General features: G+C 66.4%; 16 protein-coding genes, 1 tRNA gene and 1 pseudogene. 13 read left to right on the forward strand and 5 right to left on the reverse strand.

What is annotated here, in order from left to right:
* Nucleotides 1-218, forward strand: a 218-nt coding sequence (locus CDO46_RS28480; RefSeq protein ID WP_217896290.1) for a hypothetical protein, incomplete at its 5' end; no start/stop codon positions are given.
* Here CDO46_RS28480 and CDO46_RS02145 read toward each other — a convergent pair.
* The 3 genes from CDO46_RS02145 to pcaQ form a co-directional block, all read right to left on the reverse strand.
* Nucleotides 210-728: a hypothetical protein gene (locus tag CDO46_RS02145; RefSeq protein WP_087836930.1), complete on the reverse strand. Its 519-nt coding sequence runs from the start codon at nucleotides 726-728 to the stop codon at nucleotides 210-212. The genes CDO46_RS28480 and CDO46_RS02145 overlap by 9 nt on opposite strands.
* Nucleotides 729-850: 122 nt before the next feature.
* Entirely contained in the window at nucleotides 851-1,438 is a 588-nt protein-coding gene (locus CDO46_RS02150; RefSeq protein WP_087836931.1) for a TetR/AcrR family transcriptional regulator, read from the reverse strand.
* A 151-nt stretch (nucleotides 1,439-1,589) separates the two neighbouring features.
* On the reverse strand, nucleotides 1,590-2,540 hold the full coding sequence (pcaQ, locus tag CDO46_RS02155) for a pca operon transcription factor PcaQ (RefSeq protein WP_176400643.1): 951 nt from the start codon (nucleotides 2,538-2,540) through the stop codon (nucleotides 1,590-1,592).
* A 161-nt stretch (nucleotides 2,541-2,701) separates the two neighbouring features.
* On the opposite strand from pcaQ, the gene CDO46_RS02160 reads away from it, so the two are divergent.
* From CDO46_RS02160 to CDO46_RS02175, 4 genes and pseudogenes are all read left to right on the forward strand, one after another.
* Nucleotides 2,702-3,676 carry a TauD/TfdA family dioxygenase gene (locus CDO46_RS02160; RefSeq protein WP_087836933.1) on the forward strand — a complete coding sequence of 325 codons (975 nt, stop codon included), beginning with the start codon at nucleotides 2,702-2,704 and terminating at the stop codon, nucleotides 3,674-3,676.
* Between the two features lie 75 nt (nucleotides 3,677-3,751).
* A complete protein-coding gene (locus tag CDO46_RS02165; RefSeq protein ID WP_087836934.1) occupies nucleotides 3,752-4,714 on the forward strand; it encodes a tripartite tricarboxylate transporter substrate binding protein in 963 nt (320 codons plus the stop codon).
* 275 nt (nucleotides 4,715-4,989) lie between these two features.
* A pseudogene (locus CDO46_RS02170) lies at nucleotides 4,990-6,597 on the forward strand (ShlB/FhaC/HecB family hemolysin secretion/activation protein).
* A 9-nt stretch (nucleotides 6,598-6,606) separates the two neighbouring features.
* Nucleotides 6,607-10,497, forward strand: a complete 3,891-nt coding sequence (locus CDO46_RS02175; RefSeq protein WP_087836935.1) for a filamentous hemagglutinin N-terminal domain-containing protein — start codon at nucleotides 6,607-6,609, stop codon at nucleotides 10,495-10,497.
* 23 nt (nucleotides 10,498-10,520) lie between these two features.
* Here CDO46_RS02175 and CDO46_RS02180 read toward each other — a convergent pair whose 3' ends face one another.
* Nucleotides 10,521-11,954 carry a PLP-dependent aminotransferase family protein gene (locus CDO46_RS02180; RefSeq protein WP_087836936.1) on the reverse strand — a complete coding sequence of 478 codons (1,434 nt, stop codon included), beginning with the start codon at nucleotides 11,952-11,954 and terminating at the stop codon, nucleotides 10,521-10,523.
* A gap of 91 nt (nucleotides 11,955-12,045) precedes the next feature.
* Here CDO46_RS02180 and CDO46_RS02185 point away from each other — a divergent pair, with 91 nt between their 5' ends.
* From CDO46_RS02185 to CDO46_RS02200, 4 genes are all read left to right on the forward strand, one after another.
* Nucleotides 12,046-12,477: a GNAT family N-acetyltransferase gene (locus CDO46_RS02185; RefSeq protein ID WP_087836937.1), complete on the forward strand. Its 432-nt coding sequence runs from the start codon at nucleotides 12,046-12,048 to the stop codon at nucleotides 12,475-12,477.
* Between the two features lie 59 nt (nucleotides 12,478-12,536).
* The gene (locus tag CDO46_RS02190) at nucleotides 12,537-12,968 is read left to right on the forward strand and encodes a carboxymuconolactone decarboxylase family protein (protein WP_087836938.1); all 432 of its coding nucleotides are present in this window, start codon (nucleotides 12,537-12,539) and stop codon (nucleotides 12,966-12,968) included.
* An 18-nt stretch (nucleotides 12,969-12,986) separates the two neighbouring features.
* Nucleotides 12,987-13,583 (forward strand): FMN-dependent NADH-azoreductase, encoded by a 597-nt coding sequence (locus tag CDO46_RS02195; RefSeq protein WP_087836939.1) that lies wholly within the window; start codon nucleotides 12,987-12,989, stop codon nucleotides 13,581-13,583.
* Nucleotides 13,584-13,690: 107 nt separating this feature from the next.
* A tRNA-Gly gene (locus tag CDO46_RS02200) sits at nucleotides 13,691-13,766 on the forward strand.
* Nucleotides 13,767-13,874: 108 nt separating this feature from the next.
* On the opposite strand, the gene CDO46_RS02205 is transcribed toward CDO46_RS02200, so the two are convergent.
* Complete coding sequence (locus tag CDO46_RS02205; RefSeq protein WP_165962977.1) at nucleotides 13,875-14,813, reverse strand: LysR substrate-binding domain-containing protein; 939 nt, start codon at nucleotides 14,811-14,813, stop codon at nucleotides 13,875-13,877.
* 139 nt (nucleotides 14,814-14,952) lie between these two features.
* On the opposite strand from CDO46_RS02205, the gene gcvH reads away from it, so the two are divergent.
* The 4 genes from gcvH to gcvT are packed head-to-tail and all read left to right on the forward strand — an operon-like array spanning nucleotide 14,953 to nucleotide 20,852.
* Entirely contained in the window at nucleotides 14,953-15,339 is a 387-nt protein-coding gene (gcvH, locus tag CDO46_RS02210) for a glycine cleavage system protein GcvH (RefSeq protein ID WP_087836941.1), read from the forward strand.
* 30 nt (nucleotides 15,340-15,369) lie between these two features.
* Nucleotides 15,370-18,309, forward strand: a complete 2,940-nt coding sequence (gcvP, locus tag CDO46_RS02215) for an aminomethyl-transferring glycine dehydrogenase (RefSeq protein ID WP_087836942.1) — start codon at nucleotides 15,370-15,372, stop codon at nucleotides 18,307-18,309.
* An 18-nt stretch (nucleotides 18,310-18,327) separates the two neighbouring features.
* The gene (locus CDO46_RS02220) at nucleotides 18,328-19,707 is read left to right on the forward strand and encodes an L-serine ammonia-lyase (protein ID WP_087836943.1); all 1,380 of its coding nucleotides are present in this window, start codon (nucleotides 18,328-18,330) and stop codon (nucleotides 19,705-19,707) included.
* Between the two features lie 14 nt (nucleotides 19,708-19,721).
* Nucleotides 19,722-20,852, forward strand: a complete 1,131-nt coding sequence (gene gcvT / locus CDO46_RS02225) for a glycine cleavage system aminomethyltransferase GcvT (protein ID WP_087836944.1) — start codon at nucleotides 19,722-19,724, stop codon at nucleotides 20,850-20,852.
* Nucleotides 20,853-20,964 lie beyond the last annotated feature (112 nt).

Raw genomic sequence — 20,964 nt, forward strand, 5'->3', positions numbered from 1 at the left:
TATTCGTCCCGATGCTCCTGAACCAGCCGTACCGCACGTTCACGTACTTCAGGGGAAAACTTGTTGTTCTTGCTCATGGCTCCATTTTCTCAAGAATTGGAGCCTCCTCAAAAACCGGTTCGATTCAGTCCAGAAACGGGCAAACTCCCCCAACGACCTCGTCATGCCCCGGCCTTCGCATGGACGCCGCGTTCTTCCTTTCCGCCATCTCAAGTTGAACGGGTCGATGCACGGACCACGCCCTTGTTGCGTACATGGATCAGCCAGCATTGCGCGGCAAATCCTACGATGAAAAGCCCGAACCAGAGCAGCAGCACGGCCAGCACCGCGGGGGACTGAGGACCATCGGCCAGCGGGTGCGAAGGGGGCAGGCGGGTGAGCGTTTCGTTGGTGCCTGGAACCAGCGACAGGAAAAAGCTGAAAGACAGTCCGAAAGCGGACAGATACGGGGCGAGCCTGCCCAGGAAAGTCGGCCTGGATGCGAAGAGGCCCCCGAACGCCACAAGAAGCACCAGCAGGCCAAACGCATGTCCGCGATTCAAGCCGCCCGTGCTGGATATGCCGAAGGATGTGATCACCGATAGCGTCAGGCCGACCAGATAGATCTTGCCGGAACGCGTAGCCGCGTCGATCTTGCCATAGCGGGCAAAGCCATGGATGCCTGCAACGACGGGCACCAGACTGATGGCGGTATGGATCGCGCCCAGGGGCGAGATGGAGTGAACCATGGAGAACCTCTCTCAAGCTACGGATGAAAGACCGGCGCCGGGTCGGGCGCCAATGATATTTACCTACTAGTTGGTAGACTGGTATGGCAAAAAAAGAGCGCACCTGTCCGTTCCCGCCCGGTTCAGACGGTTGAAGTCAGCCTGTTGACCGCCAGAGGGGCAAGTGCCTGGAAGATTTGTGGGTCGCCGAAGCCCCGGGCGGCAAGCATGGCCCCATGTACCGCCGACATGAAAGCTTTTGCTTCGACGGCCGGACTGCCTTGCAGGCGGAACTGTCCCTTGGCCACTCCCTTCTTGAGCAGCGATGTGAGCCACGCAGCCAGATCCTGGAAGTGTCCTTGGACTTCAGCCGCAATCTCTTTGGGGATCGTCGGCAATTCGACGGCCAGCAGCGCGCAAATGCAGAACGAGGAAGTGCCGCCGCGGATGCACGCGGACCAATAATCCACGTAGGCGTTGAGCTCCGCCAATGGATCCGCGAGCTGCCGATCGAGCGCAACCATGCCTTCCCGTGCTTCCTCGCGATACCGTGCCACTACGACCCGGACCAACTCCGCCTTGCTGGGGAAATGGTGATGGATGCTGGCTTTGCTGATATGCACCCGATCGGAAATGTCGGCATAGCTGAAGCTGTTGTAGCCGCCGGCTTCAATCAACGATCGCGCATGCGCGGCAATCTCGGCCGCCTTGGGGGAAAGGTCTTCGTTCATGGCAAGTTCCGTCAAACCGCTGGGGGGCGGGCTGGACATCTCCAAACCTCCGTGTCGACGCCCAATGTGTCGTCAATCTACTAGTAGGTAGGTTATCCGTCAAGCTGCGAAAAGAATTTCACATCGGCTCAGCCGCGAATGCGCGGAGGCGTCAGCCTGGTGTCCACCTCGCGCCGTCCACCGCCGGCACGCGCTCGGCGGCCGACAGCCGGATTTCGGTGAGCAGGCGCTGCAGTGCATCGGAAGGCAGGCGGTCGGCACGCAGGGACAGGCCTACCGGCCCTGCCGACGAAGCCGTCGGCAGGGCAAGCCGCACCAGCGTGCCGCACGAGACGTCCGTTTCCACCACGCCGACGGGAGCGCACCAGATCGCGTCGCTGTTCAGCACGAAGCTGCGGCCGAACGAGACGTCGATGGTTTCGATCGCCAGATCTGGCATGCCGAGGCCGGAGGCCAGCAGGAACTGGTCCACCGCCTCCCTGAGCCGGGTGCCCGCGTCGGGCAGCACCATGCGGTAGGGCTTGAGCATCGCAAGACGCAGCGCAGGCGCGGCGAGGAGGGGATGCCCCGGACGCACGGCAAAGACGACGGGTTCGGGATACAGGTACTCGAAACTCAACCCTTGCATGTCCGACGGCTCGGCCAGCCGGCCGATGACCACATCCAGTTCCCCCTGCCGCAGCAGACCGATGAGGTAGGCGTTGCTGCCGGTGCGCACCCGCACCCGCGCGCTCGGCACTTCATGCAGAAAGCGCTGTACGGCTGGCGGAAGGACGGTGGCGGCGACGTTGGGCAGTACGCCGATGACCAGAATGGGCGCATCGGCGCTGCGGGCCTGCGCAATGCTGTCCAGTCCCTCGCGCAGTGTGCGTATGCCGCTGCCGGTATAGCGCACGAGTATGCGGCCCGCGGTGGTCAGTTCGATGCCCTTGCGCGTGCGTTCCAGCAGGCGCTGGCCGACGATGTCTTCCAGTTCGGCCAGTGCCTTGGAGACCGCCGGCTGCGTGATCTTCAGCGCCTTAGCGGCCGCCACCAGGCCTCCTTGTTCGGTCACCGCTAGCAGGGCGTTCAAGTGGCGTAGCTTGAGTCGGTGATACGACATGGCGTCCTCCCGTTGCGCCCCGAAGTATAACTTTTTGGAATTCAAAGCCAAGATATTTTCAGTATCCATAACAATAGGCGCTGCCTAGAATGGGGACGTACTTTCCAGGCGAACCGCTGCGCAGCTACCGCCGTTCACTTCCAACGTATGGATGCATAGCCATGAACGAAACGCTTTTTGCGCCTCCGGCGGCAAGCCAGACCGCGTTGTTCAGCGTCAAGCGCGCCGGTGTATTCCTGGGGGCGCGGATCACCGGCATCGATCTGTCGAAGCCGCTCGATACCGCCACGGTCGACGCCTTGAAGCTCGCTCATGCCGAACACGGCGTGCTGGTGTTTCCCGATCAGAAGATCTCGTCGGGGGATCTGCTCCGGTTCGGCCGCTATTTCGGCGAACTGAGCGTCCATCCGTTCTCGACCAACGCCGAGGACAGCCCCGAGCTGATCGTCTACGACAACAAGGAAGGCAATCCGCCCGCGCCGACCGATATCTGGCATACGGACGAAACCTTTCGCGCGTGCCCGCCCATGGGCACGGCCTTGTGCTCGAAAATCATTCCCGAGGTTGGCGGTGACACCGCCTTCGCGAGCATGAGCGCGGTGTACGAAGGACTGTCCGATCGCATGCAGCATTTCCTGTCGGGGCTGGAGGCTGTGCATGACTTCAAGCCGTTCCGCGGCTTGTTTCCCAATACTCGCGAAGGCGTGGAGCGCATGCGGCGTTTCGAGGATCTCTATCCGCCGGTGACGCACCCGGTGGTTGCGGCGCATCCCGTCACCGGCCGGAACGTCCTGTTCGTCAATCCCCAGTTCACGCTCTACATCAAGGGCATGGCCGAGGATGAGAGCCGCCACCTGCTCGAATTGCTGTATCGCAAGACGCTTGTCCATGAATATCAATACCGCCACCATTGGGAGCCGGATATGGTGGTCTTCTGGGACAACCGCGGCGTCCAGCATTCGGCGCTGCATGACTATTACCCGCAGCGGAGGCTGATGGAGCGCATCACCATCGCCGGTACGGCGCCGATTCCCGCGTCCGCTCCTGCTGATCCCGCCAGCCTGCGGCGCTATCTGATGCCGCCTGTAACCGCGTTCAAGGATAGCCGCCAGCAGCGGCAGCACGAACGCGATTGACGCCGCGCCGTTGGCGCAGGCAAGCCGTGCGCATGCCGGCCGTCGGCATGCCGGGATCGAAGGCAAGGAGGGATTATGTGGAGACATCTTTTGGCGGGCTGTTGCCTTGCCGCGCTGGCGCATGCCGCCACTGCGCAAGGCGGGTATCCCGACCGGCCGATCCGTTTCGTCGTGCCGTATCCGCCCGGTGGGTTCACCGATATTCTGGCTCGCCTCGTCGGCACGAAGCTCGGGCAGGACCTTGGCCAGCCTGTCATCGTGGACAACCGGGGAGGGGGCGGCAGCACCATAGGCACAGATATCGTCGCCAAGGCGGAACCTGATGGATACACCATCCTGATGGTGGCGCCGGATTTCGCCATCAACGAGAGCCTGCACGGCAAGCTTCCTTACCGGGCGCAGGCGGATTTCGCGCCCGTGACGCTGGCGGCGCAGAGTCCCATGGTTCTGGTGGCCCATGCCGGCTCGGGCATCCGGTCGGTACAGGACCTGATCTCGCTGGCCAAGAAGCGGCCCGGCAGCATCAATTACGCTTCAGGCGGCAACGGCACGGGCTCGCATCTGGCCATGGAGCAATTCAAGACCCAGGCCGGCATCGACATGATCCACATTCCCTACAAAGGCAACGGACCTGCCACTACCGCGCTGTTGGGCGGCGAGACTTCGGTCATGTTCCTCCAGGTCGCCGTGGCGGCTCCTCACGTGCGCGCAGGCAAGCTGCGCGCGCTGGCGCTGCCGGGTACACAACGTCTGGACGCCTTGCCCGGCGTGCCGACGCTGGCCGAATCGGTACTACCCGGCTTTGACGTGACGCCATGGTTCGGCATCGTTGCGCCTGCCGGCACGCCGGCCAGGATCATCGACAGGTTGAATGAGGCGATCGTCAAGGCATTGCGTCAGCCAGATGCGCAAGAGAGCCTTGCCAGCCAGGGTGCCAAGGTCGTGACGAGTACTCCGGAGGAATTCGGCGCTTTCCTGAACAGGGAAATTCCTCGATGGGCCCAGGTGGTCAAGAGCTCGGGGGCGCGTGTGGATTGAGGCGCGGCGGCGCGGCATCGCTGGTGCTTGGCATGCTCATGGTGTGCTTCCCTTGGCTGAAATTCGAAGCTGCTTTGAAGGAGTTTGAGATCATCTGCAAATAAGGGTTACCATCATCCGATGGCTATAACCCCCTGGGACACAAATCCGTTGTTTCCGAGCCCGGAGGTGGTCACGCGTGGACCTCACGGAGCTTCCCGGAAGCAATGCACATCATCCCTCGCCATCTCATCATTGCCGCCGCGCTGCCGCTGGCGGCCTGCCTTGCCGCCGTCATGCCGGCCGCGTCCGTCCAAGCCCAGCAGGCGCCCGATGCGGGCCGGACCTTGCAAGAGCTGCGGCCACGCCTGCCGCAGCCGGGCACTCCTCCCGCATTCAGACTCGATGCGCCCGTGGTCCAGCCCACCGCGCCTGGCGGACCGCAGGTTGCCGTCAGCTCCATCATCATCGATGGCAATTCCGTAATCCCGTCCGCGCAACTCCAGGCGCTGGTGGCCGATGCGCCGGGCCGCCGCTACGATCTGGCCGGCCTGAAGGCCCTGGCGGATCGCATCACCGATCATTACCGTCGTGCCGGCTATCCGTTCGCCCGCGCCCTCGTTCCGGCCCAGGAGCTGGAGGGCGGCGTCTTGCGCATCCAGGTGCTGGAAGGGCGTTATGGCCGGGTCGCGGCCTCGGGTGAACTGGCCGGCCAGGCCCAGCCGTGGCTGTCGGCCTTGCGGCCCGGCCAGGTCATCGGCGGCCGCGAACTCGAGCGCAGCATCTACCTGCTGTCCGACCTGCCCGGCGTCGCGGTCGATCCGGTCATGGGGCCGGGCTCGGCTGTGGGCGAAGGCGATCTCGACGTCGGCGTGGCCATGGCCCGGAAATGGGGCGGCCAGGCCAGTGTCGACAACTACGGCAACCGCTACACCGGCGCCGGGCGCGCCGGCCTGGGCCTGTGGGGCAACAGCCTGTTCACCTTCGGCGACCGCGCCACCCTGGACGCCTTGCTCACCACCGAAACCATGTGGCTGGGTGCGCTTGGCTACGAGGCCCCGCTGGGCACCAGCGGCTTGCGGGCAGAAGCGCGTTTCGCCCACACCCGCTACGAGCTGGGCAAGGAGTTCTCGTCGCTCAATGCCACCGGGAGAGCCGACATCGCCGCGGTGGGGCTGTCATATCCGCTGTGGCGGGCGGCCTGGGGCGGGGTGACCGCCGGACTGCTCTATTAGCACAAGACCCTCAGGGACGACATCGAGGCCGCCGACAGCCGTACCAAGGCCTCCAGCGACAGCTTGCCGTTCAGCCTGCGCTTCGACGCGCGCGACAGCCTGCTGGCCGGCCTGGGCGGGCTGACCTATGGGCAGTTGAGCTGGACGCCGGGCAAGCTGCACCTGGGGCCGACCCTGATGGCGGTGGACCAGGCAACGGCGCGCAGCAACGGCCATTTCCACAAGTTGAACCTGGACGTGGCGCGGCTGCAGCAATTGCCGGCGAACCTCAACCTGTACGCGCGTTTCATGGCGCAGTGGGCGAACAAGAACCTGCATTCGTCAGAAAGCTTCGGGCTGGGGGGGCAGGGCGGGGTGCGGGCGTATCCGCTCGGCGAAGGCTACGGCGATTCGGGCTGGCTGCTGCAGACCGAGCTGCGCTATCCGATCGGCAACGTCACGCCCTACGGTTTCTTCGACATAGGCCGGGTCAAGGTCAACCAGGATCCTTGGGCGCCGGGCGAGAACACCCGGACGTTGTCGGGCGCGGGCTTCGGCTTGCGGGCGACCGTGCAGAAGGCGTGGACGGTGGACGTGAGCCTGGCCTGGCGCACGCACGGGGGCAAGCCGCGATCCGATACGCGTGACGCGCGGCCGCTGGCATGGGCCAGCCTGGTTTATCGCTTTTGAGAGAGACCTATGAAACGCGCAAGCCTGAACCATACGTATCGCCTGGCATGGAGCGAGGCCAGGGGTGTCTGGGGGGCGGTACCGGAGATCCAGAAGTCGCACGGCAAGCGCGGCGGGCAGCGGTTGCGGCGGCTGGCCGAGGCAAGCCTGATGGCGGGATTGCTGGGAGGCTGCTTGCTGGCAGGGGCCGTGCCGTCGTGGGCGGCGGGCCCGCTGCCCACGGGCGGGCAGGTCACCTCGGGGGCCGGCGTCATCCACCAAAGCGGCCCGGACATGACCATCACCCAGTCCAGCGCCAGGCTGGGGATGGACTGGACGAGCTTCTCCATCGGCAGCGGCAATTCGGTCCGGTTCGTGCAGCCGGACGCGAGCTCGGTGGCCGTCAACCGGGTCACGGGCAGCGACGTCAGTTCGATCCAGGGGGCGCTCAAGGCCAATGGGCAGGTCTTCCTGTCCAACCCCAATGGCATCGTGTTCAGCCCCACCGCCCAGGTGGACGTGGGCGGGTTGATCGCCACCACGCACGCCATCGCCGAGCAGGACGGCAAATACGTCCTGCAAGGCCGCAGCGGCGCCGGCGTCGTCAACGAGGGCACGATCCGCGCCGCTGACGGCGGCACGGTGGCGCTGGTGGCGGCGCGCGTGGCCAACCGGGGCCGCATCGAGGCCGGCAAGGGCAACGTGCTGCTGGGCGCGGGAGACAAGGTCACGCTGGACCTGGGCGGGCCGGTCAAGATCAAGGTGGACGAAGGGGCGATCGACGCGCTGATCGAGCAGGGAGGCGCGATCCGCGCGGACGGCGGGCGGGTGTACATGACGGCGGCCTCGGCCGGCGCGCTGACGTCCACGGTCATCAACCACACGGGCGTGACCGAAGCGCGCACCCTGTCCACGGGGGGGGACGGCCGGATCGTGCTGCTGGGCGGCATGGAAAAGGATCGCATCGAGGTGGCCGGCACGCTCGACGCCAGCGCATCGGCCGGGGGCGATGGCGGCTTCATCGAAACCAGCGCGGCGCGGGTGGGTATCGCCGACGATGCCCGCATCACGACCAAGGCGGCCAGCGGCCGGAACGGCACCTGGCTGATCGATCCGGTGGATTTCACCATCGCCGCCAGCGGCGGCGACATGACGGGAGTCGCGCTGGGCACCCAACTGGGCAACGGCAATGTCACGATCGAATCCAGTACCGGAGCCGCTGCCGGCACCGGCAACCTCAACGTCAACGACACGGTCGCGTGGAGCGCCAATACCCTGACGCTGACCGCTGCCAATAGCATCAACATCAACGCGACGATGACCGCCGGCGGCACCGCCGGCCTGGCGCTGAATCCGGCTACCGCCAATGGTTCCGATACGGCCGTCGCCGCGGGCACGGTGAACGTCATGCCGGGCCTCGGCCGGGTGGATTTCACCGGCACCGGCAACAGCCTGAGCATCAAGGGCACGCCCTACACCATCGTCGCCAGCCTGTCCCAGTTGCAGGGCATCGGCGGCGGCCTGGACGGCCACTACGCGCTGGGCCGCGACATCGACGCCAGCGCCACGGCGGGCTGGAACCCGGACGGCAGCGGCGGTTTCTCCGGCTTCTCTCCTATTGGAACCAATGACGGCAGCCTCGGTTTCAGTGGCGTTTTCGATGGGCTGGGCCACACGATCGACGGACTGACCATCAATCGTCCCGCTACCGACAACGTGGGTTTGTTCGGCTACATCATCAGGGACAGCATCGTCCGCAACGTGGGCCTGAGGGGCGGCTCGACGTATGGTCGCAACAATACGGGCGCCCTGGTGGGGTACTCCAGTGGCGGCCTGGTATCCCATGCCTATTCCACCGGCAACGTACGCGGCGTGGACAACGTCGGCGGGCTGATCGGTTACCTCTTTTACAGCGCCGATCATCTGTATGCCACCGGCGACGTCGAAGGCAGCGGCAATGTCGGCGGATTGATCGGGGCTGGCGCGAATTCGGCCCTTCGGTACGCCTATGCGAGCGGCAACGTCCGGGGCGGCAATGCCGGCGGACTGGTTGGGGCCTTCGAATCGTTCTCGTCGTGGTACAGCTACGCGACCGGCGACGTCACCGGGGCGTCCGCCGCGGGCGGGTTGGTGGGCAGCTATCAGCACGGCACCATATGGTATTCGTACGCCACCGGCAAGGTGACAGGCGGGGTCACCGGCGGCCTGAGCGGAGACACCAACTACCTGACCGTCATCGGCGGTTATTGGGACATGGACACCACCGGCCAGGCGCAGGGTTGCGGCGGAGCCGGTTGCTCCGGCTCCTCGGTCGGTACCGGACCCGTCGGCCTGCGCACGGCGGATGCCTTCAGCCAGGCCAGCTACGGGACCTTCCGCTTCGGCAACGACTGGTACATGGCGGAGGGCTCGACCCGTCCCTTCCTGATGTTCGAATACGCCACCACCATCGGCAACGCCCACCAGTTGCAGTTGGTGGACCTGGATTTGTCGGCCCGTTACACGCTGGCCGGCGACATCGATATGTCCGTGGCCGACGGCTCGCGCGCATCGGGCATGTGGAGCAGCCAGGGGTTCAATCCGATCGGCGCCCATGGCGGCGAAGGCCCCGCCGCGGCCTTCACCGGCACTTTCGACGGGCGGGGCCACGTCATCAGCGGCCTGCGGATCGATCGGACGGCTGACTACGTCGGCCTGTTCGGCCATCTGGGCAGCGGCAGCGCCGTGCGCAACCTGGGCCTGGCCGATGCCATCGTGGCGGGCGGCCGCCATACCGGCGCCTTGGCAGGCGTCAATCAGGGCGCCATCGCCAACGTCTATGCGACCGGGGCGGTGGCGGGCGGCGACGATACGGGCGGGCTGGTCGGCCATAACTTGAACGGCACGATCGCCAACGCCTATACGGCAAGCACCGTGACGGGCGGCGACAACACCGGCGGCCTGGTGGGCCGCAACTCGAACGGAGCGATCGCCGAGACCTATGCGACAGGCCAGGTAACGGGCACCGGCGCCCGCGGCGGTTTGGTGGGCATGAACGACGGCACGATCGTCCGCAGCTTCTACGCCACCACCGATGCCGGCGGCAACCCGATCAACAACGGACCGGGAGGGGGCAATCCCGAGGGCGCGACAGGCAAGCGGCTGGACGAACTTCGGCAGCTCTCCACGTTCACCGAGGCCGGCTGGAATATTTCCGACCGGTGCGGCGAGGACACGGCCTGGCGCATTTACGAGGGCAGCACCACGCCTTTGCTGCGAGCCTTCCTGACGTCGATCACGGTTGCCGTGGCCGATGGCGGCAGCAAGGTCTACGATGGCAATACATCGGCCAGCTGGTCCTATACCCAGTCGATCGACTCGGCGGTCCTGGATGGCACGGCGGTCTATGCGCTGGACGGCAAGAACGCGGGCAACCGCACGTTGGGCGTGTCCGGCCTGTATTCCGGCCAGCAGGGCTATGACATAAGTTTCGTGGGGGGCGATTACACGATAACGCCCAAGGCGCTGGCCGTTGCGGGCGTGGCGGCCGACGACAAGACCTACGACGGCACCACCACGGCCACGTGGACGGGCGCAACCTTGTCGGGGGTGGTGGCGGGCGACGACGTGGCGCTGGACGGGCGTGGAGTGACGGCCTCGTTCGCCGATGCCGAGCCGGGCGCCGGCAAGCCGGTGACGCTGCAGGGCAGCTTCGGACTGGGCGGCGCGGATGCCTCGAATTACACGCTGATTCAGCCAACGCCACGGCTGTCGGCCGATATCCGGCCCGCCTCGCCGCGGCCGACCGAGCTGGATCCGAAAGCCGCCGCGGCGATCACCAGCGCGCAGAGGTCGTGGCCGGACGTGCAAGCCAACGTCGAGCAGGGTAGGGAGTTCGGAGAGGTGGTGACGATAAGAGGCAGCGGCATCCGGTTGCCGTAGGACGCGGGCAACCCTTGGCGGCCCTAGGTGCGGCCCGGGTTCTCGAGTATCGCCGCCAGCCGTCCGACCGCCGCCGCGGCCTCCCCGGCCGTGGCGAAATTGGCGAACCCCATCAACAAGCCCCCTTGCGGGGACTTGCGCATCCGCCAATCGTTCAGCGCCTGGACGGCAAGCCCCTCGTCCTGGGCGGCCATGGCCAGCTTCCTGTCGCTTTGCCGGGGGAGCAGACGAGCCAGTATATGGATGCCGCCCGCCTGCTGCTGGACGTGCAGGCGGCCTCCCGCCAGCTCCGCCAGCGCATCGGCCAGATAGCCGCGCCTGGCCGCGTACAGGGGGCGCATCTTGCGCAGGTGCCGGGCGAAGTGGCCCTGTTCCATGAAATCGGCCACCATGGCCTGGGGCAGGACCGAACCCGGGTCGGGCAGGTGGTCCACCATGTCCCTGAACTTGTCTGCCTGGGACGCGGGCACGACCAGATAGGCCAGCCGCAGTCCGGGGAACAGCACTTTGCTGAAGGTGCCGGTATAAAGCACCCGCCCGTTGCGGTCCAGGCTCTTGAGCGCCGGCAGGGGCCGGCCGTGGTAGCGGAATTCGCTGTCGTAGTCGTCCTCGATGATCCACGCGCGACGGCGATGGGCCCATTCGAGCAGTTCCAGCCGGCGGGGCAGCGAAAGCGCCACGCCGGTCGGGCTTTGGTGGGTGGGCGTCACTACCGCGAACCGCGCATCGGCGGCGCGTTGCAGGCCGATGCGCACGTCCAGTCCTTCTTCGTCGACGGGCACCGGCGCCAGCCGCATGCCCGCGCGTTCCAGGAATTGCCGGGCGAAGATATATCCGGGGTCCTCGTACCAGCCCAGGTCTCCCGCCTGCAGCAGGGTGCGACGCACCAGTTCCAGCGCGCCCCGGTAGCCCGCCGTCACGAATACCTGCTCGGGCGCACAGGCGATGCCGCGCGAAATGCCCAGATAAGTGGCAATGGCGCGGCGTAGCGGGTCGTAGCCTGCCGGGTCGGGATGGGTCATCGCCACGGTTTCCAGGGTGCGCACGGTGCGCCCGGCCAGGCGCGTCCAGGTCTTGCGGGGAAACGCATCCAGCGCAGGCACGCCGAGCTGGAACGGCAGCATGCGATGGTCCAGGGCGCGCGGACGGGGGGAGGGAGCGTGTGACGGCGCCGACGCCTTGGCCCGGCCCGGATCGACCAGGTTTCCCAGCCGCGGGGAGACGACCGTGCCGGCGGCGCCGCGCGCCACGAAATAGCCTTCGCCGACCAGCATCTGGTAGGCCACTTCGACCGTGCCGCGCGCCAGGCCCAGCTCGCTGGCGAGGCTGCGCACCGACGGTACCCGGTCCCCTGGTTGCAGCCTGCCGCTTGCTATCGCCTCCTGGTAGCGCCGGTACAACTGGAGGTAGATCGGCGCACCCTGTTCCCGGCTCGGCTTGAGGTGCAGCAGGTCCATGTTCGATGTCCCACTCATTTATTCAATTCTTGCACCTATTCCATAGGACATGATTCTCCTAAATTGGTGGCTGTACGACAAGGACATCCCCATGAGCACGTTTCGATTGAGCCTCCTGGAAAGCGACCAGGACTACCAGGCCGGTTTTCCCGTCATGCGCGAACTGCGTCCGCACCTGGCCGATGCCGCCGCCTTCGCCGCGCAGGCGCGGCGCCAGGGCGAGCAGGGATATCGCCTGCTAGCCGCGTGGCAGGGCGGCGAGGTCAAGGGGCTGGCGGGCTATCGCATGCAGGAGAACCTGATCTATGGCCGTTTCCTCTATGTCGACGACCTGGTGGTGACGGCGGATGCCCGGCGCCACGGCGTGGGAGGCCAATTGATCGAGGCCGTGCGCGACGAAGCGCGGCGACAGGCGTGCGCGCATTTCGTGCTCGACACGGGGCTGGGCAACGCGCTGGGGCAGCGGTTCTATTTCCGCCATGGGCTGCTGTCCAAGGGCATGCACTTCTGCCAGCCGCTATAGGTCGCGCCAGGGCGGACGCCGCGCCGTCCTTCTTCCTTTTTCCCTATTGGAGATCTTCCATGAGCACTCTTCGCCTGTCCTATTGGACGCTTTCTCCCGAAGCCTACCAGGGGCTGATTGCCACCAAGAAGGCGCTGGAGAAAAGCAGCCTCGGCAAACCGTTGATCGACCTGGTCTGGCTGCGCATGTCCCAGATCAACGGCTGCGCCTTCTGCCTGGAAATGCACGCGAAAGCACTGCGCGCCGGCGGCATGCCCGAGGCCAGGCTGGATGCCCTGGCCGGCTGGCGCGTGAGCGGCCATTTCACCGAGCGCGAACGCGCGGTGCTGGCCTGGACGGAGTCGCTCACGCACGTGGACCGGACACATGCCCCGGACGAAGACTACGAGCCGCTCAAGCAGCACTTCAGCGACGCCGAGATCGCCGACCTTTGCTTTGCCATCGCCCTGATGAGCGCATTCAACCGGTTGGCGATCGGCATGCGGCAATAGAGGGCGGCAGGGCGGACCATGAAAAAAATACTGCATGTCGATTGCAGCCCGAGATCCGCGTCGCACAGCCGCCGGCTCTCGGCCGCCATCGTCGCTCGCATGCGCGCCAAGCATCCCGATGCGATCGTGGTGCGCCGCGATCTGGGCATGGAGCCACTGCCGCACGCCGAGCCCGGCTACGCGACCGCGCTGTCGTCCCCCGGGGCCATGGCGGCGGGGCTGGCGAATGGCGCGATGCGCCTGTCGGAGCAACTGATCCAGGAAGTGGAGGCGGCCGACATCCTGGTCATCGGCACGCCGATGAACAACTTCACGGTGCCATCGGTGCTCAAGGCGTGGATCGACCAGATCCTGCGCATCGGCCGTACGTTTTCGTCCTCGCGCACGGGAAAGGCGGGCCTGTTGCGAGACCGGCCCGTATTCATCGGCATTGCCTCCGGGGGCGTGTTCACGGGCGAGGGCGCCAACCAGCCGGATTTCCTTACTCCCTACCTGCGGGCCGCGCTCGGTTGCATAGGCTTGACCTCTCTGCATTTCCTGCCGCTGCAGGCGACGGCATTCCTTGACGACGAACGGCTCGCGGCAGCCAGGGAGACGCTGCTGGCGGCGATCTGAAGGGGGGGGGCGCCGACGCCGTGTGACAACGAAGAAAAAAATAGTGTATAGTCTCGCTTCTTCGCTATGCGCGCCGGTTTTTGGGCGGTGCGAACGGCGGCGAAAATGCGGGAATAGCTCAGTTGGTAGAGCGCAACCTTGCCAAGGTTGAGGTCGCGAGTTCGAGACTCGTTTCCCGCTCCAATTCGAGATCCATGGAAAGCCCTTCCATGGAGTGTAAAAAAGGAGCCTTGCGGCTCCTTTTTTCGTTTCGGGACCCTCCCTGTCCATCCGGAGCAGGCCCTGGAAGCCTTATCGGCTGGCCGGCGACAGCGGGGCGAGGTAGTCGTCGCGGCCTTGGCGGAAGCGGCTGGTTTCCTGCTTCAACCAATGCGCCAGCGCATCCACGCGCGGCGGCGGCTGGGCGACGTGTACCAGGCGGTACGCGGCCGGCGAGCGTACCGCGCGCCCGAACAGCGGCACCAGGCGACCTTCCCGCAAGTGATCGATGACCAGGGCCAGGCGTCCGATGGCGATGCCCTGGCCGTTCAGGGCGGCTTCCACGGCCAACTGCGCCATGTTGAAGCGCCTGCCCTGGGTGATGGACACCCTGTCGGCGCCGACCGTGTCCAGCCAGTACCGCCATTCCGCATCGGCCGAGGCGCCTGGCCAGGCCACCGCGTCGTGCAGCAGCATGGAACCGTCCAGGTCGGAGGGGGTGCGCAGCGCCGGATGCGCTTCCACGAAATCCGGACTGGCGACGGGAAGCAGATATTCGTCCAGCAGATGGACGGATTCCAGGTCGCGATATTCGCCCAGGTCGTAGCGGATCGCGGCATCGATCTCCTCCCTGAGCACCGTCGCCATCTCCAGCACATGGAATTCGGCGGACACGCGCAGATCGATCTCGGGGTACTCGCGGTAGAACGCGCCGATGCGCGGCATGAGCCAGAGCAGCGCGAAGGACGAATAGCAGCTCAGCACCAGCGAGCCGTCGGTGCGCCGGTCCTGCAGCCGCGACAGGGCCAGTTCGAGCTGGTCCAGGGCGGTCGTGACGGTTTCGCGGAGTTTCTCGCCTTCGCTGGTAAGCACCAGTTGGCGCGGCAGGCGGCGGAAAAGCACGACGCCCAGCCGGTCTTCCAGCTCACGAACCTGCTGGCTGATCGCGCCCTGGGTAAGGGACAGTTCGGAAGCCGCCTGCGTGAAGCTGCCGGCGCGGGCGGCCGCCTCGAAGCAGCGCAGCCAGGCCATTACGGAGCTGTTGAGGTGTCTCCGCCGCACTCTTGGTTCCTTGCACGCACTCGGACTAATGGATGCCCCAGTATAGATCGTTTGACCACCCGGGTACCGGTTAGCAGAATGATTTGCTTTATCCGCCCCGGAGGTTCGCATGTCCATCCAGACCGATGCAGTCCGCTTCACGGAGGACCACGAATGGCTCCGGCCGGATGCGGACGGCGGCGTCGTCGTCGGTATCACGGATCACGCGCAATCGGCGCTCGGTGACCTGGTGTTCGTTCAGCTTCCCGCCGTCGGCTCGCACTACGATGCCGGCGACGAGCTTGCGGTGATCGAATCGGTCAAGGCGGCCGGCGACATCAAGGCGCCGCTGTCCGGCACCGTCGTCGCGGTCAACGAGGCAATCGTGCAGGATCCCGGCAAAGTCAACAGCGATCCGCTGGGCAGCGGCTGGTTCGTGAAGCTCGCGCCCGACGAAGCGCCGAGGCTGGACGGGCTGCTGACCGCGCAAGCCTATGCCCGGCTCATCGAGGGCTGAGGACGGACCGGCACGAACAGAGGAAGCTTCATGACCAAGCACGCAACCGACACCGCACGCCGTATCCCCTATGCCGGGCTGACCCAGGCGGACGATTTCATCGGCCGCCATATCGGACCTTCCGCGGCCGACCAGGCCGAGATGCTGGGCTCGCTCGGACTCGCATCGATGGGCGAGCTGATAGAGAAGGTGGTCCCCGCTTCGATCCTTGCGCGGTCGCCGCTGGCGCTCGGCCAGCCGCGTAGCGAACCCCGGGTGCTGGAAGACCTCAAGCGCATCGCGGCCGGGAACCGGGTGATGAAGTCCTGCATCGGCCAAGGCTACTACGACTGCCACACGCCGACGGTCATCCTGCGCAATCTGCTCGAGAATCCGTCGTGGTACACGGCCTATACGCCCTACCAGCCCGAGATCTCGCAGGGCAGGCTCGAAGTCCTGCTGAATTTCCAGACGATGGTGAGCGACCTCACGGGGATGGACATCGCCAACGCTTCGCTGCTGGACGAGGCGACGGCGGCGGCGGAGGCGATGACCTTCTGCCGGCGCCTGGCCAAGAACAAGGCCAACCGTTTCTTCGTATCCGGCGATTGCCATCCCCAGACGCTGGACGTCGTCCGCACGCGCGCCGAGCCGCTGGGTATCGAGGTGATCGTGGGCGACGAGCGCACGGACCTCGCGGCCGTGGACTGTTTCGGCGTCCTGCTTCAATACCCCGGAACCAGCGGCGAGGTCGGAGACCTGGCCAGCATCGCCGATCAGGCGCATGCGAAGGGCGCGCTGCTTGCGGTGGCCGCGGATCTGCTTGCCTTGACGCTGCTGCGCCCGCCCGGGGAGTGCGGGGCCGACGTCGTGGTCGGATCGGCGCAGCGGTTCGGCGTGCCGCTGGGCTTCGGCGGCCCGCACGCGGCGTACTTCGCCACGCGCGAGGCGTACAAGCGCGAGATGCCCGGCCGCCTCATCGGCGTGTCGGTGGACGCGCAGGGACGCAAGGCGTACAGGCTCGCCTTGCAGACGCGCGAGCAGCACATCCGGCGCGAGAAGGCGTCGAGCAACATCTGCACGGCGCAGGCCTTGCTGGCCATGATGGCCGCGATGTACGCCTCGTATCATGGGCCGAGCGGCCTGGCGACGATCGCGCGGCGCGTCCACCGACTTGCGGCCACGCTGGCCCGGGGCTTGCGCGAGCTGGACCTGGAGGTGCCGACGCACGTGTTCTTCGACACGATCACGGTAAGGACGGGCCGCCGCACGGACGAGATCCACCAGGCCGCGCGGGCGCGCGGGATCAACCTGCGCGAGATCGACGACGCCCACGTGGGCATTTCGCTGGATGAGACCAGCGGCGTGCCGGAAGTGGAAGCCCTGTGGGCGGCGTTCGCTCCCGCCGGACTGCGGGCGCCGGGGTTCGAGGCGATCGAGGCCGGCACCGACGACCGGTTCCCGGAAGCGTTGCAACGCACGTCGGCCTTCCTGACCCATCCCGTCTTCAACACCTATCACAGCGAGACGGATCTGCTGCGCTACCTGCGCAGCCTCGCCGACAAGGACCTCGCCCTGGACCGTACGATGATCCCGCTGGGATCATGCACGATGAAGCTGAACGCCACCACCGAAATGATTCCGGTGACGTGGAAAGAGTTCGGCGGCCTGCATCCCTTCGCTCCCATCGAGCAGGCCCGGGGCTATCTGCAACTGGTGACCGAACTGGAGCAGATGTTGTGCGCGTGCACCGGGTACGACGCCTTCAGCCTGCAGCCGAACTCCGGTGCGCAAGGCGAGTACGCCGGCCTGCTGGCGATACGCGGCTGGCACGCGAGCCGTGGGGAAGGGCACCGCAACGTGTGCCTGATCCCCTCGTCGGCGCACGGAACGAATCCGGCATCGGCGCAGATGGTCGGCATGAAGGTGGTGGTCGTCGCGTGCGACGAGAACGGCAACGTCGACCTCGAAGACCTGCGGAAAAAAGCGTCGCAGCATGTGGCCGACCTCGCGGCCATCATGATCACGTACCCGTCGACACATGGCGTGTTCGAAGAGGAGGTGGCCGAGGTCTGCGCCATCGTCCACGAGCATGGCGGCCAGGTCTATATCGACGGCGCCAACCTGAATGCCCAGGTCGGCCTGGCGCTGCCGGGGGCCTATGGCGGCGACGTGTCCCATCTCAACCTGCACAAGACCTTCTGCATTCCGCACGGCGGCGGCGGGCCCGGCGTCGGGCCGATAGGCGTCAAGGCCCACCTGGCGCCCTTCCTGCCGGGACACCGCCGGTTCGAGCGGCGCACGGAAGGCGCCGTCAGCGCTGCTCCGTGGGGCAGCGCGAGCGTCCTGCCGATCACCTGGGCCTATATTGCGCTGATGGGCGCGGACGGCTTGAAGCGCGCCACCGAGGTCGCCATCCTCAGCGCCAACTACATCGCCCGGCGGCTGGCGCCGCATTATCCGATCCTGTATACGGGCGTGCACGGCATGGTCGCCCACGAGTGCATCATCGATCTGCGTCCGATCAAGGACAGGACCGGCGTCTCGGCGGAAGACGTCGCCAAGCGGCTCATCGACTTCGGGTTCCATGCGCCGACCATGTCGTTCCCGGTGCCGGGCACCTTGATGATCGAGCCGACCGAAAGCGAACCCAAGGCCGAACTGGATCGTTTCTGCGATGCCATGATATGCATCCGCGAGGAAATCGACGCGGTGGAGCGCGGGGCCTTCGGCCGCGATGACAATCCGCTGAAGAACGCGCCGCACACGGCCCTGGACGTCGTTGCGAGCGAGTGGACCAGGCCCTACTCGCGCGAGCAGGCCGCGTACCCCGTGCCGTCGCTGCGGCAGTCCAAGTACTGGCCGCCGGTGGGCAGGGTGGACAACGTCTACGGAGACCGCAACCTGGTCTGCTCGTGCCCCCCGATGTCCGACTACGAAGGCGGCCAGGCAGGCGCCCCGGCCAGGCAATCGCTTGCCGACCGCGGTTAGCGTGCCCGGGAGAGTTCCATGTCGGTGAGCGCCCTCGACATCTTCAAGATCGGAATCGGGCCGTCGAGTTCCCATACGGTGGGGCCGATGAAGGCGGGCCTGAAGTTCGCGGACGGCCTGCGAAACTTGGGCCTGCTCGAGCGGGTGTGCCGTATCCGGGCCGAGCTGTACGGGTCGCTGGGGGCCACGGGCAGGGGACACGCCTCGGACGTGGCGGTCCTGCTCGGCATCGAAGGCGAGGAGCCCGAGCGGGTCGATACGGAAAGCATCCCGGACCGGCTGGCCGCCATCCGCGAGCACAGGCGCGTGAACGTGCTGGGCGTGCACCAGATCCGGTTCGACGAGAAGACCGATCTCGTCCTGCATCGGCGGGAAAGCCTGCCGTTTCATCCGAACGGCATGCGGTTCACGGCGTTCGACGAGGCGGGCGAGGTGTTGCGGTCGCGCGTGTACTACTCGGTGGGGGGCGGTTTCGTGCTCGACGAGTCGGTGGCCGAGGGTTCGCCGATCGTGGCGGACGACCGGCCGCTGGCATACCCGTTCGATACCGCCGACGCGCTGCTGGCGCACTGCCGGCAGACCGGACTGCCGATCAGCGCGCTGATGATGAAGAACGAGGAAGCCTGGCGGCCCGAGGAGGAAACACGCGCGGCCCTGCTGCGGATCTGGAGCACGATGGAGGAGTGCGTGCGGCGCGGTTGTCGCAAGGAAGGGGTGATGCCCGGCGGCTTGCGCGTCAAGCGTCGCGCCGCCGAGATGTACCGGAAACTGACGAGCCAGCCGGAAGCCGGCCTGCGCGATCCTCTGTCCGTGATCGACTGGGTCAATCTTTATGCCTTGGCCGTGAACGAAGAGAACGCCAGCGGCGGACGAGTCGTGACGGCGCCAACGAACGGCGCGGCCGGTATCGTGCCCGCGGTGCTGCACTACTACATGCGCTTCGTTCCGGGCGCCACGTCCGACGGCGTCGTCCGCTTCCTGCTCACTGCCGCGGCCATCGGCATGCTGTACAAGCAGAACGCCTCGATATCGGGCGCGGAGGTGGGCTGCCAGGGCGAGGTGGGCGTCGCATGCTCGATGGCCGCCGGCGGGCTGGCGGAAGTGCTGGGAGCCACGCCGCGGCAGGTCGAGAATGCGGCGGAAATCGGCATGGAGCACAACCTTGGCCTGACCTGCGATCCGGTCGGGGGACTGGTCCAGGTGCCTTGCATCGAGCGCAACGCGATGGGGGCGGTCAAGGCCATCAATGCCGCGCGCATCGCGCTCCAGGGCGATGGCAGCCACTGCGTGTCGCTGGACAGGGTCATCAAGACCATGCGCGAGACCGGCGCCGACATGAAGGTCAAGTACAAGGAGACGGCCCGCGGCGGGCTGGCCGTCAACGTGATCGAGTGCTGATTGGGAACCGATGAATGACTGAATCCGCTCTTGCGCCCCTGGCGCAGACGCCCCTGCATGACCTGCACCTCGAGCTCGGGGCACGCATGGTCCCCTTCGCGGGGTACGCGATGCCGCTCCAGTACCGCGACGGGATCCTGAAGGAACATCTTCATACGCGGGCCAGGGCAGGTTTGTTCGACGTATCGCACATGGGTCAGATCCGCCTGTCCGGGCCGCAGGCGGCCGCGGCGCTCGAGACCCTCGTGCCCGTCGACATCGTCGATCTGCCCGCAGGCCAGCAGCGCTACGCCATGTTCACCAACGAGCGCGGCGGAGTGATGGACGACCTGATGGTGGCCAACGCCGGCGATTCGCTGGTCCTCGTCGTCAACGCGGCCTGCAAGGAGCAGGACATCGAATACCTGCGCCACCGCATCGGCGAGCGCTGCGGCGTCGAGGTGCTGTCCGATCGCGCCTTGCTGGCGATCCAGGGACCGGCGGCCGCGCAGGTGATGGCCCGCCTGGCGCCCGAGCTCGCCTCGCTGCTCTTCATGTCGGTCGCCACCGTGGAATTGCTGGGCGTCGAGTGCCTGGTCAGCCGCTCCGGCTACACCGGCGAGGATGGCTACGAAATTTCGGTTCCCGCCGATGCCGCCGAGCCATTGGCCCGGGAACTGCTCGGGCACGAGGAAGTCAGGCCGGTGGGCCTGGGAGCGCGGGATTCGCTGCGACTCGAGGCCGGCCTGTGCCTTTATGGCCATGATCTCGACGCCGCGACCACCCCCGTCGAGAGCAGCCTGCTCTGGGCGATCTCGAAGGCGCGCCGGGCCGCGGGCGCCCGGGCGGGCGGCTACCCGGGGGACGAGACGATCCAGGCGCAGATCGAACAGGGCGTGGACCGCAAGCGCGTCGGGCTGCTGCCGCGCGAGCGCACGCCGGTGCGTGAAGGCGCCGTACTGCTTGACGAACATGGCCATCCGGCCGGATCGGTGACCAGCGGCGGCTTCGGCCCGACGCTCAACGCACCCTGCGCGATGGGCTATGTGAACACCGGTCTTGCACAGCCGGGAACCGTCCTGCAAGCGATGGTGCGCGGCAAGGCCGTGCCGGTCGAAGTGGTCCGCATGCCGTTCGTCCCGCAGCGGTATTACCGCGGTGGCTGAGCCCGCCGTCGCGGGCGGGCACGTTTACGGAAAATATACGGCGCTCCCCGGTTTTTGAACGAGGAATTTATACGCTTTTCGGAATACTGGTGGCCGATCATGTCTATCACCC

This window comes from Pigmentiphaga sp. NML030171 (assembly GCF_002188635.1).
GTDB lineage: Bacteria > Pseudomonadota > Gammaproteobacteria > Burkholderiales > Burkholderiaceae_B > Pigmentiphaga > Pigmentiphaga daeguensis.

Coding starts and splice junctions, on each gene's coding strand:
- CDO46_RS02145 (WP_087836930.1), bottom strand. CDS start 728: ATGGTTCACTCCATCTCGCCCCTGGGCGCGATCCATACCGCCATCAGT.
- CDO46_RS02150 (WP_087836931.1), bottom strand. CDS start 1,438: ATGAACGAAGACCTTTCCCCCAAGGCGGCCGAGATTGCCGCGCATGCG.
- pcaQ (WP_176400643.1), bottom strand. CDS start 2,540: ATGTCGTATCACCGACTCAAGCTACGCCACTTGAACGCCCTGCTAGCG.
- CDO46_RS02160 (WP_087836933.1), top strand. CDS start 2,702: ATGAACGAAACGCTTTTTGCGCCTCCGGCGGCAAGCCAGACCGCGTTG.
- CDO46_RS02165 (WP_087836934.1), top strand. CDS start 3,752: ATGTGGAGACATCTTTTGGCGGGCTGTTGCCTTGCCGCGCTGGCGCAT.
- CDO46_RS02175 (WP_087836935.1), top strand. CDS start 6,607: ATGAAACGCGCAAGCCTGAACCATACGTATCGCCTGGCATGGAGCGAG.
- CDO46_RS02180 (WP_087836936.1), bottom strand. CDS start 11,954: ATGGACCTGCTGCACCTCAAGCCGAGCCGGGAACAGGGTGCGCCGATC.
- CDO46_RS02185 (WP_087836937.1), top strand. CDS start 12,046: ATGAGCACGTTTCGATTGAGCCTCCTGGAAAGCGACCAGGACTACCAG.
- CDO46_RS02190 (WP_087836938.1), top strand. CDS start 12,537: ATGAGCACTCTTCGCCTGTCCTATTGGACGCTTTCTCCCGAAGCCTAC.
- CDO46_RS02195 (WP_087836939.1), top strand. CDS start 12,987: ATGAAAAAAATACTGCATGTCGATTGCAGCCCGAGATCCGCGTCGCAC.
- CDO46_RS02205 (WP_165962977.1), bottom strand. CDS start 14,813: ATGGCCTGGCTGCGCTGCTTCGAGGCGGCCGCCCGCGCCGGCAGCTTC.
- gcvH (WP_087836941.1), top strand. CDS start 14,953: ATGTCCATCCAGACCGATGCAGTCCGCTTCACGGAGGACCACGAATGG.
- gcvP (WP_087836942.1), top strand. CDS start 15,370: ATGACCAAGCACGCAACCGACACCGCACGCCGTATCCCCTATGCCGGG.
- CDO46_RS02220 (WP_087836943.1), top strand. CDS start 18,328: ATGTCGGTGAGCGCCCTCGACATCTTCAAGATCGGAATCGGGCCGTCG.
- gcvT (WP_087836944.1), top strand. CDS start 19,722: ATGACTGAATCCGCTCTTGCGCCCCTGGCGCAGACGCCCCTGCATGAC.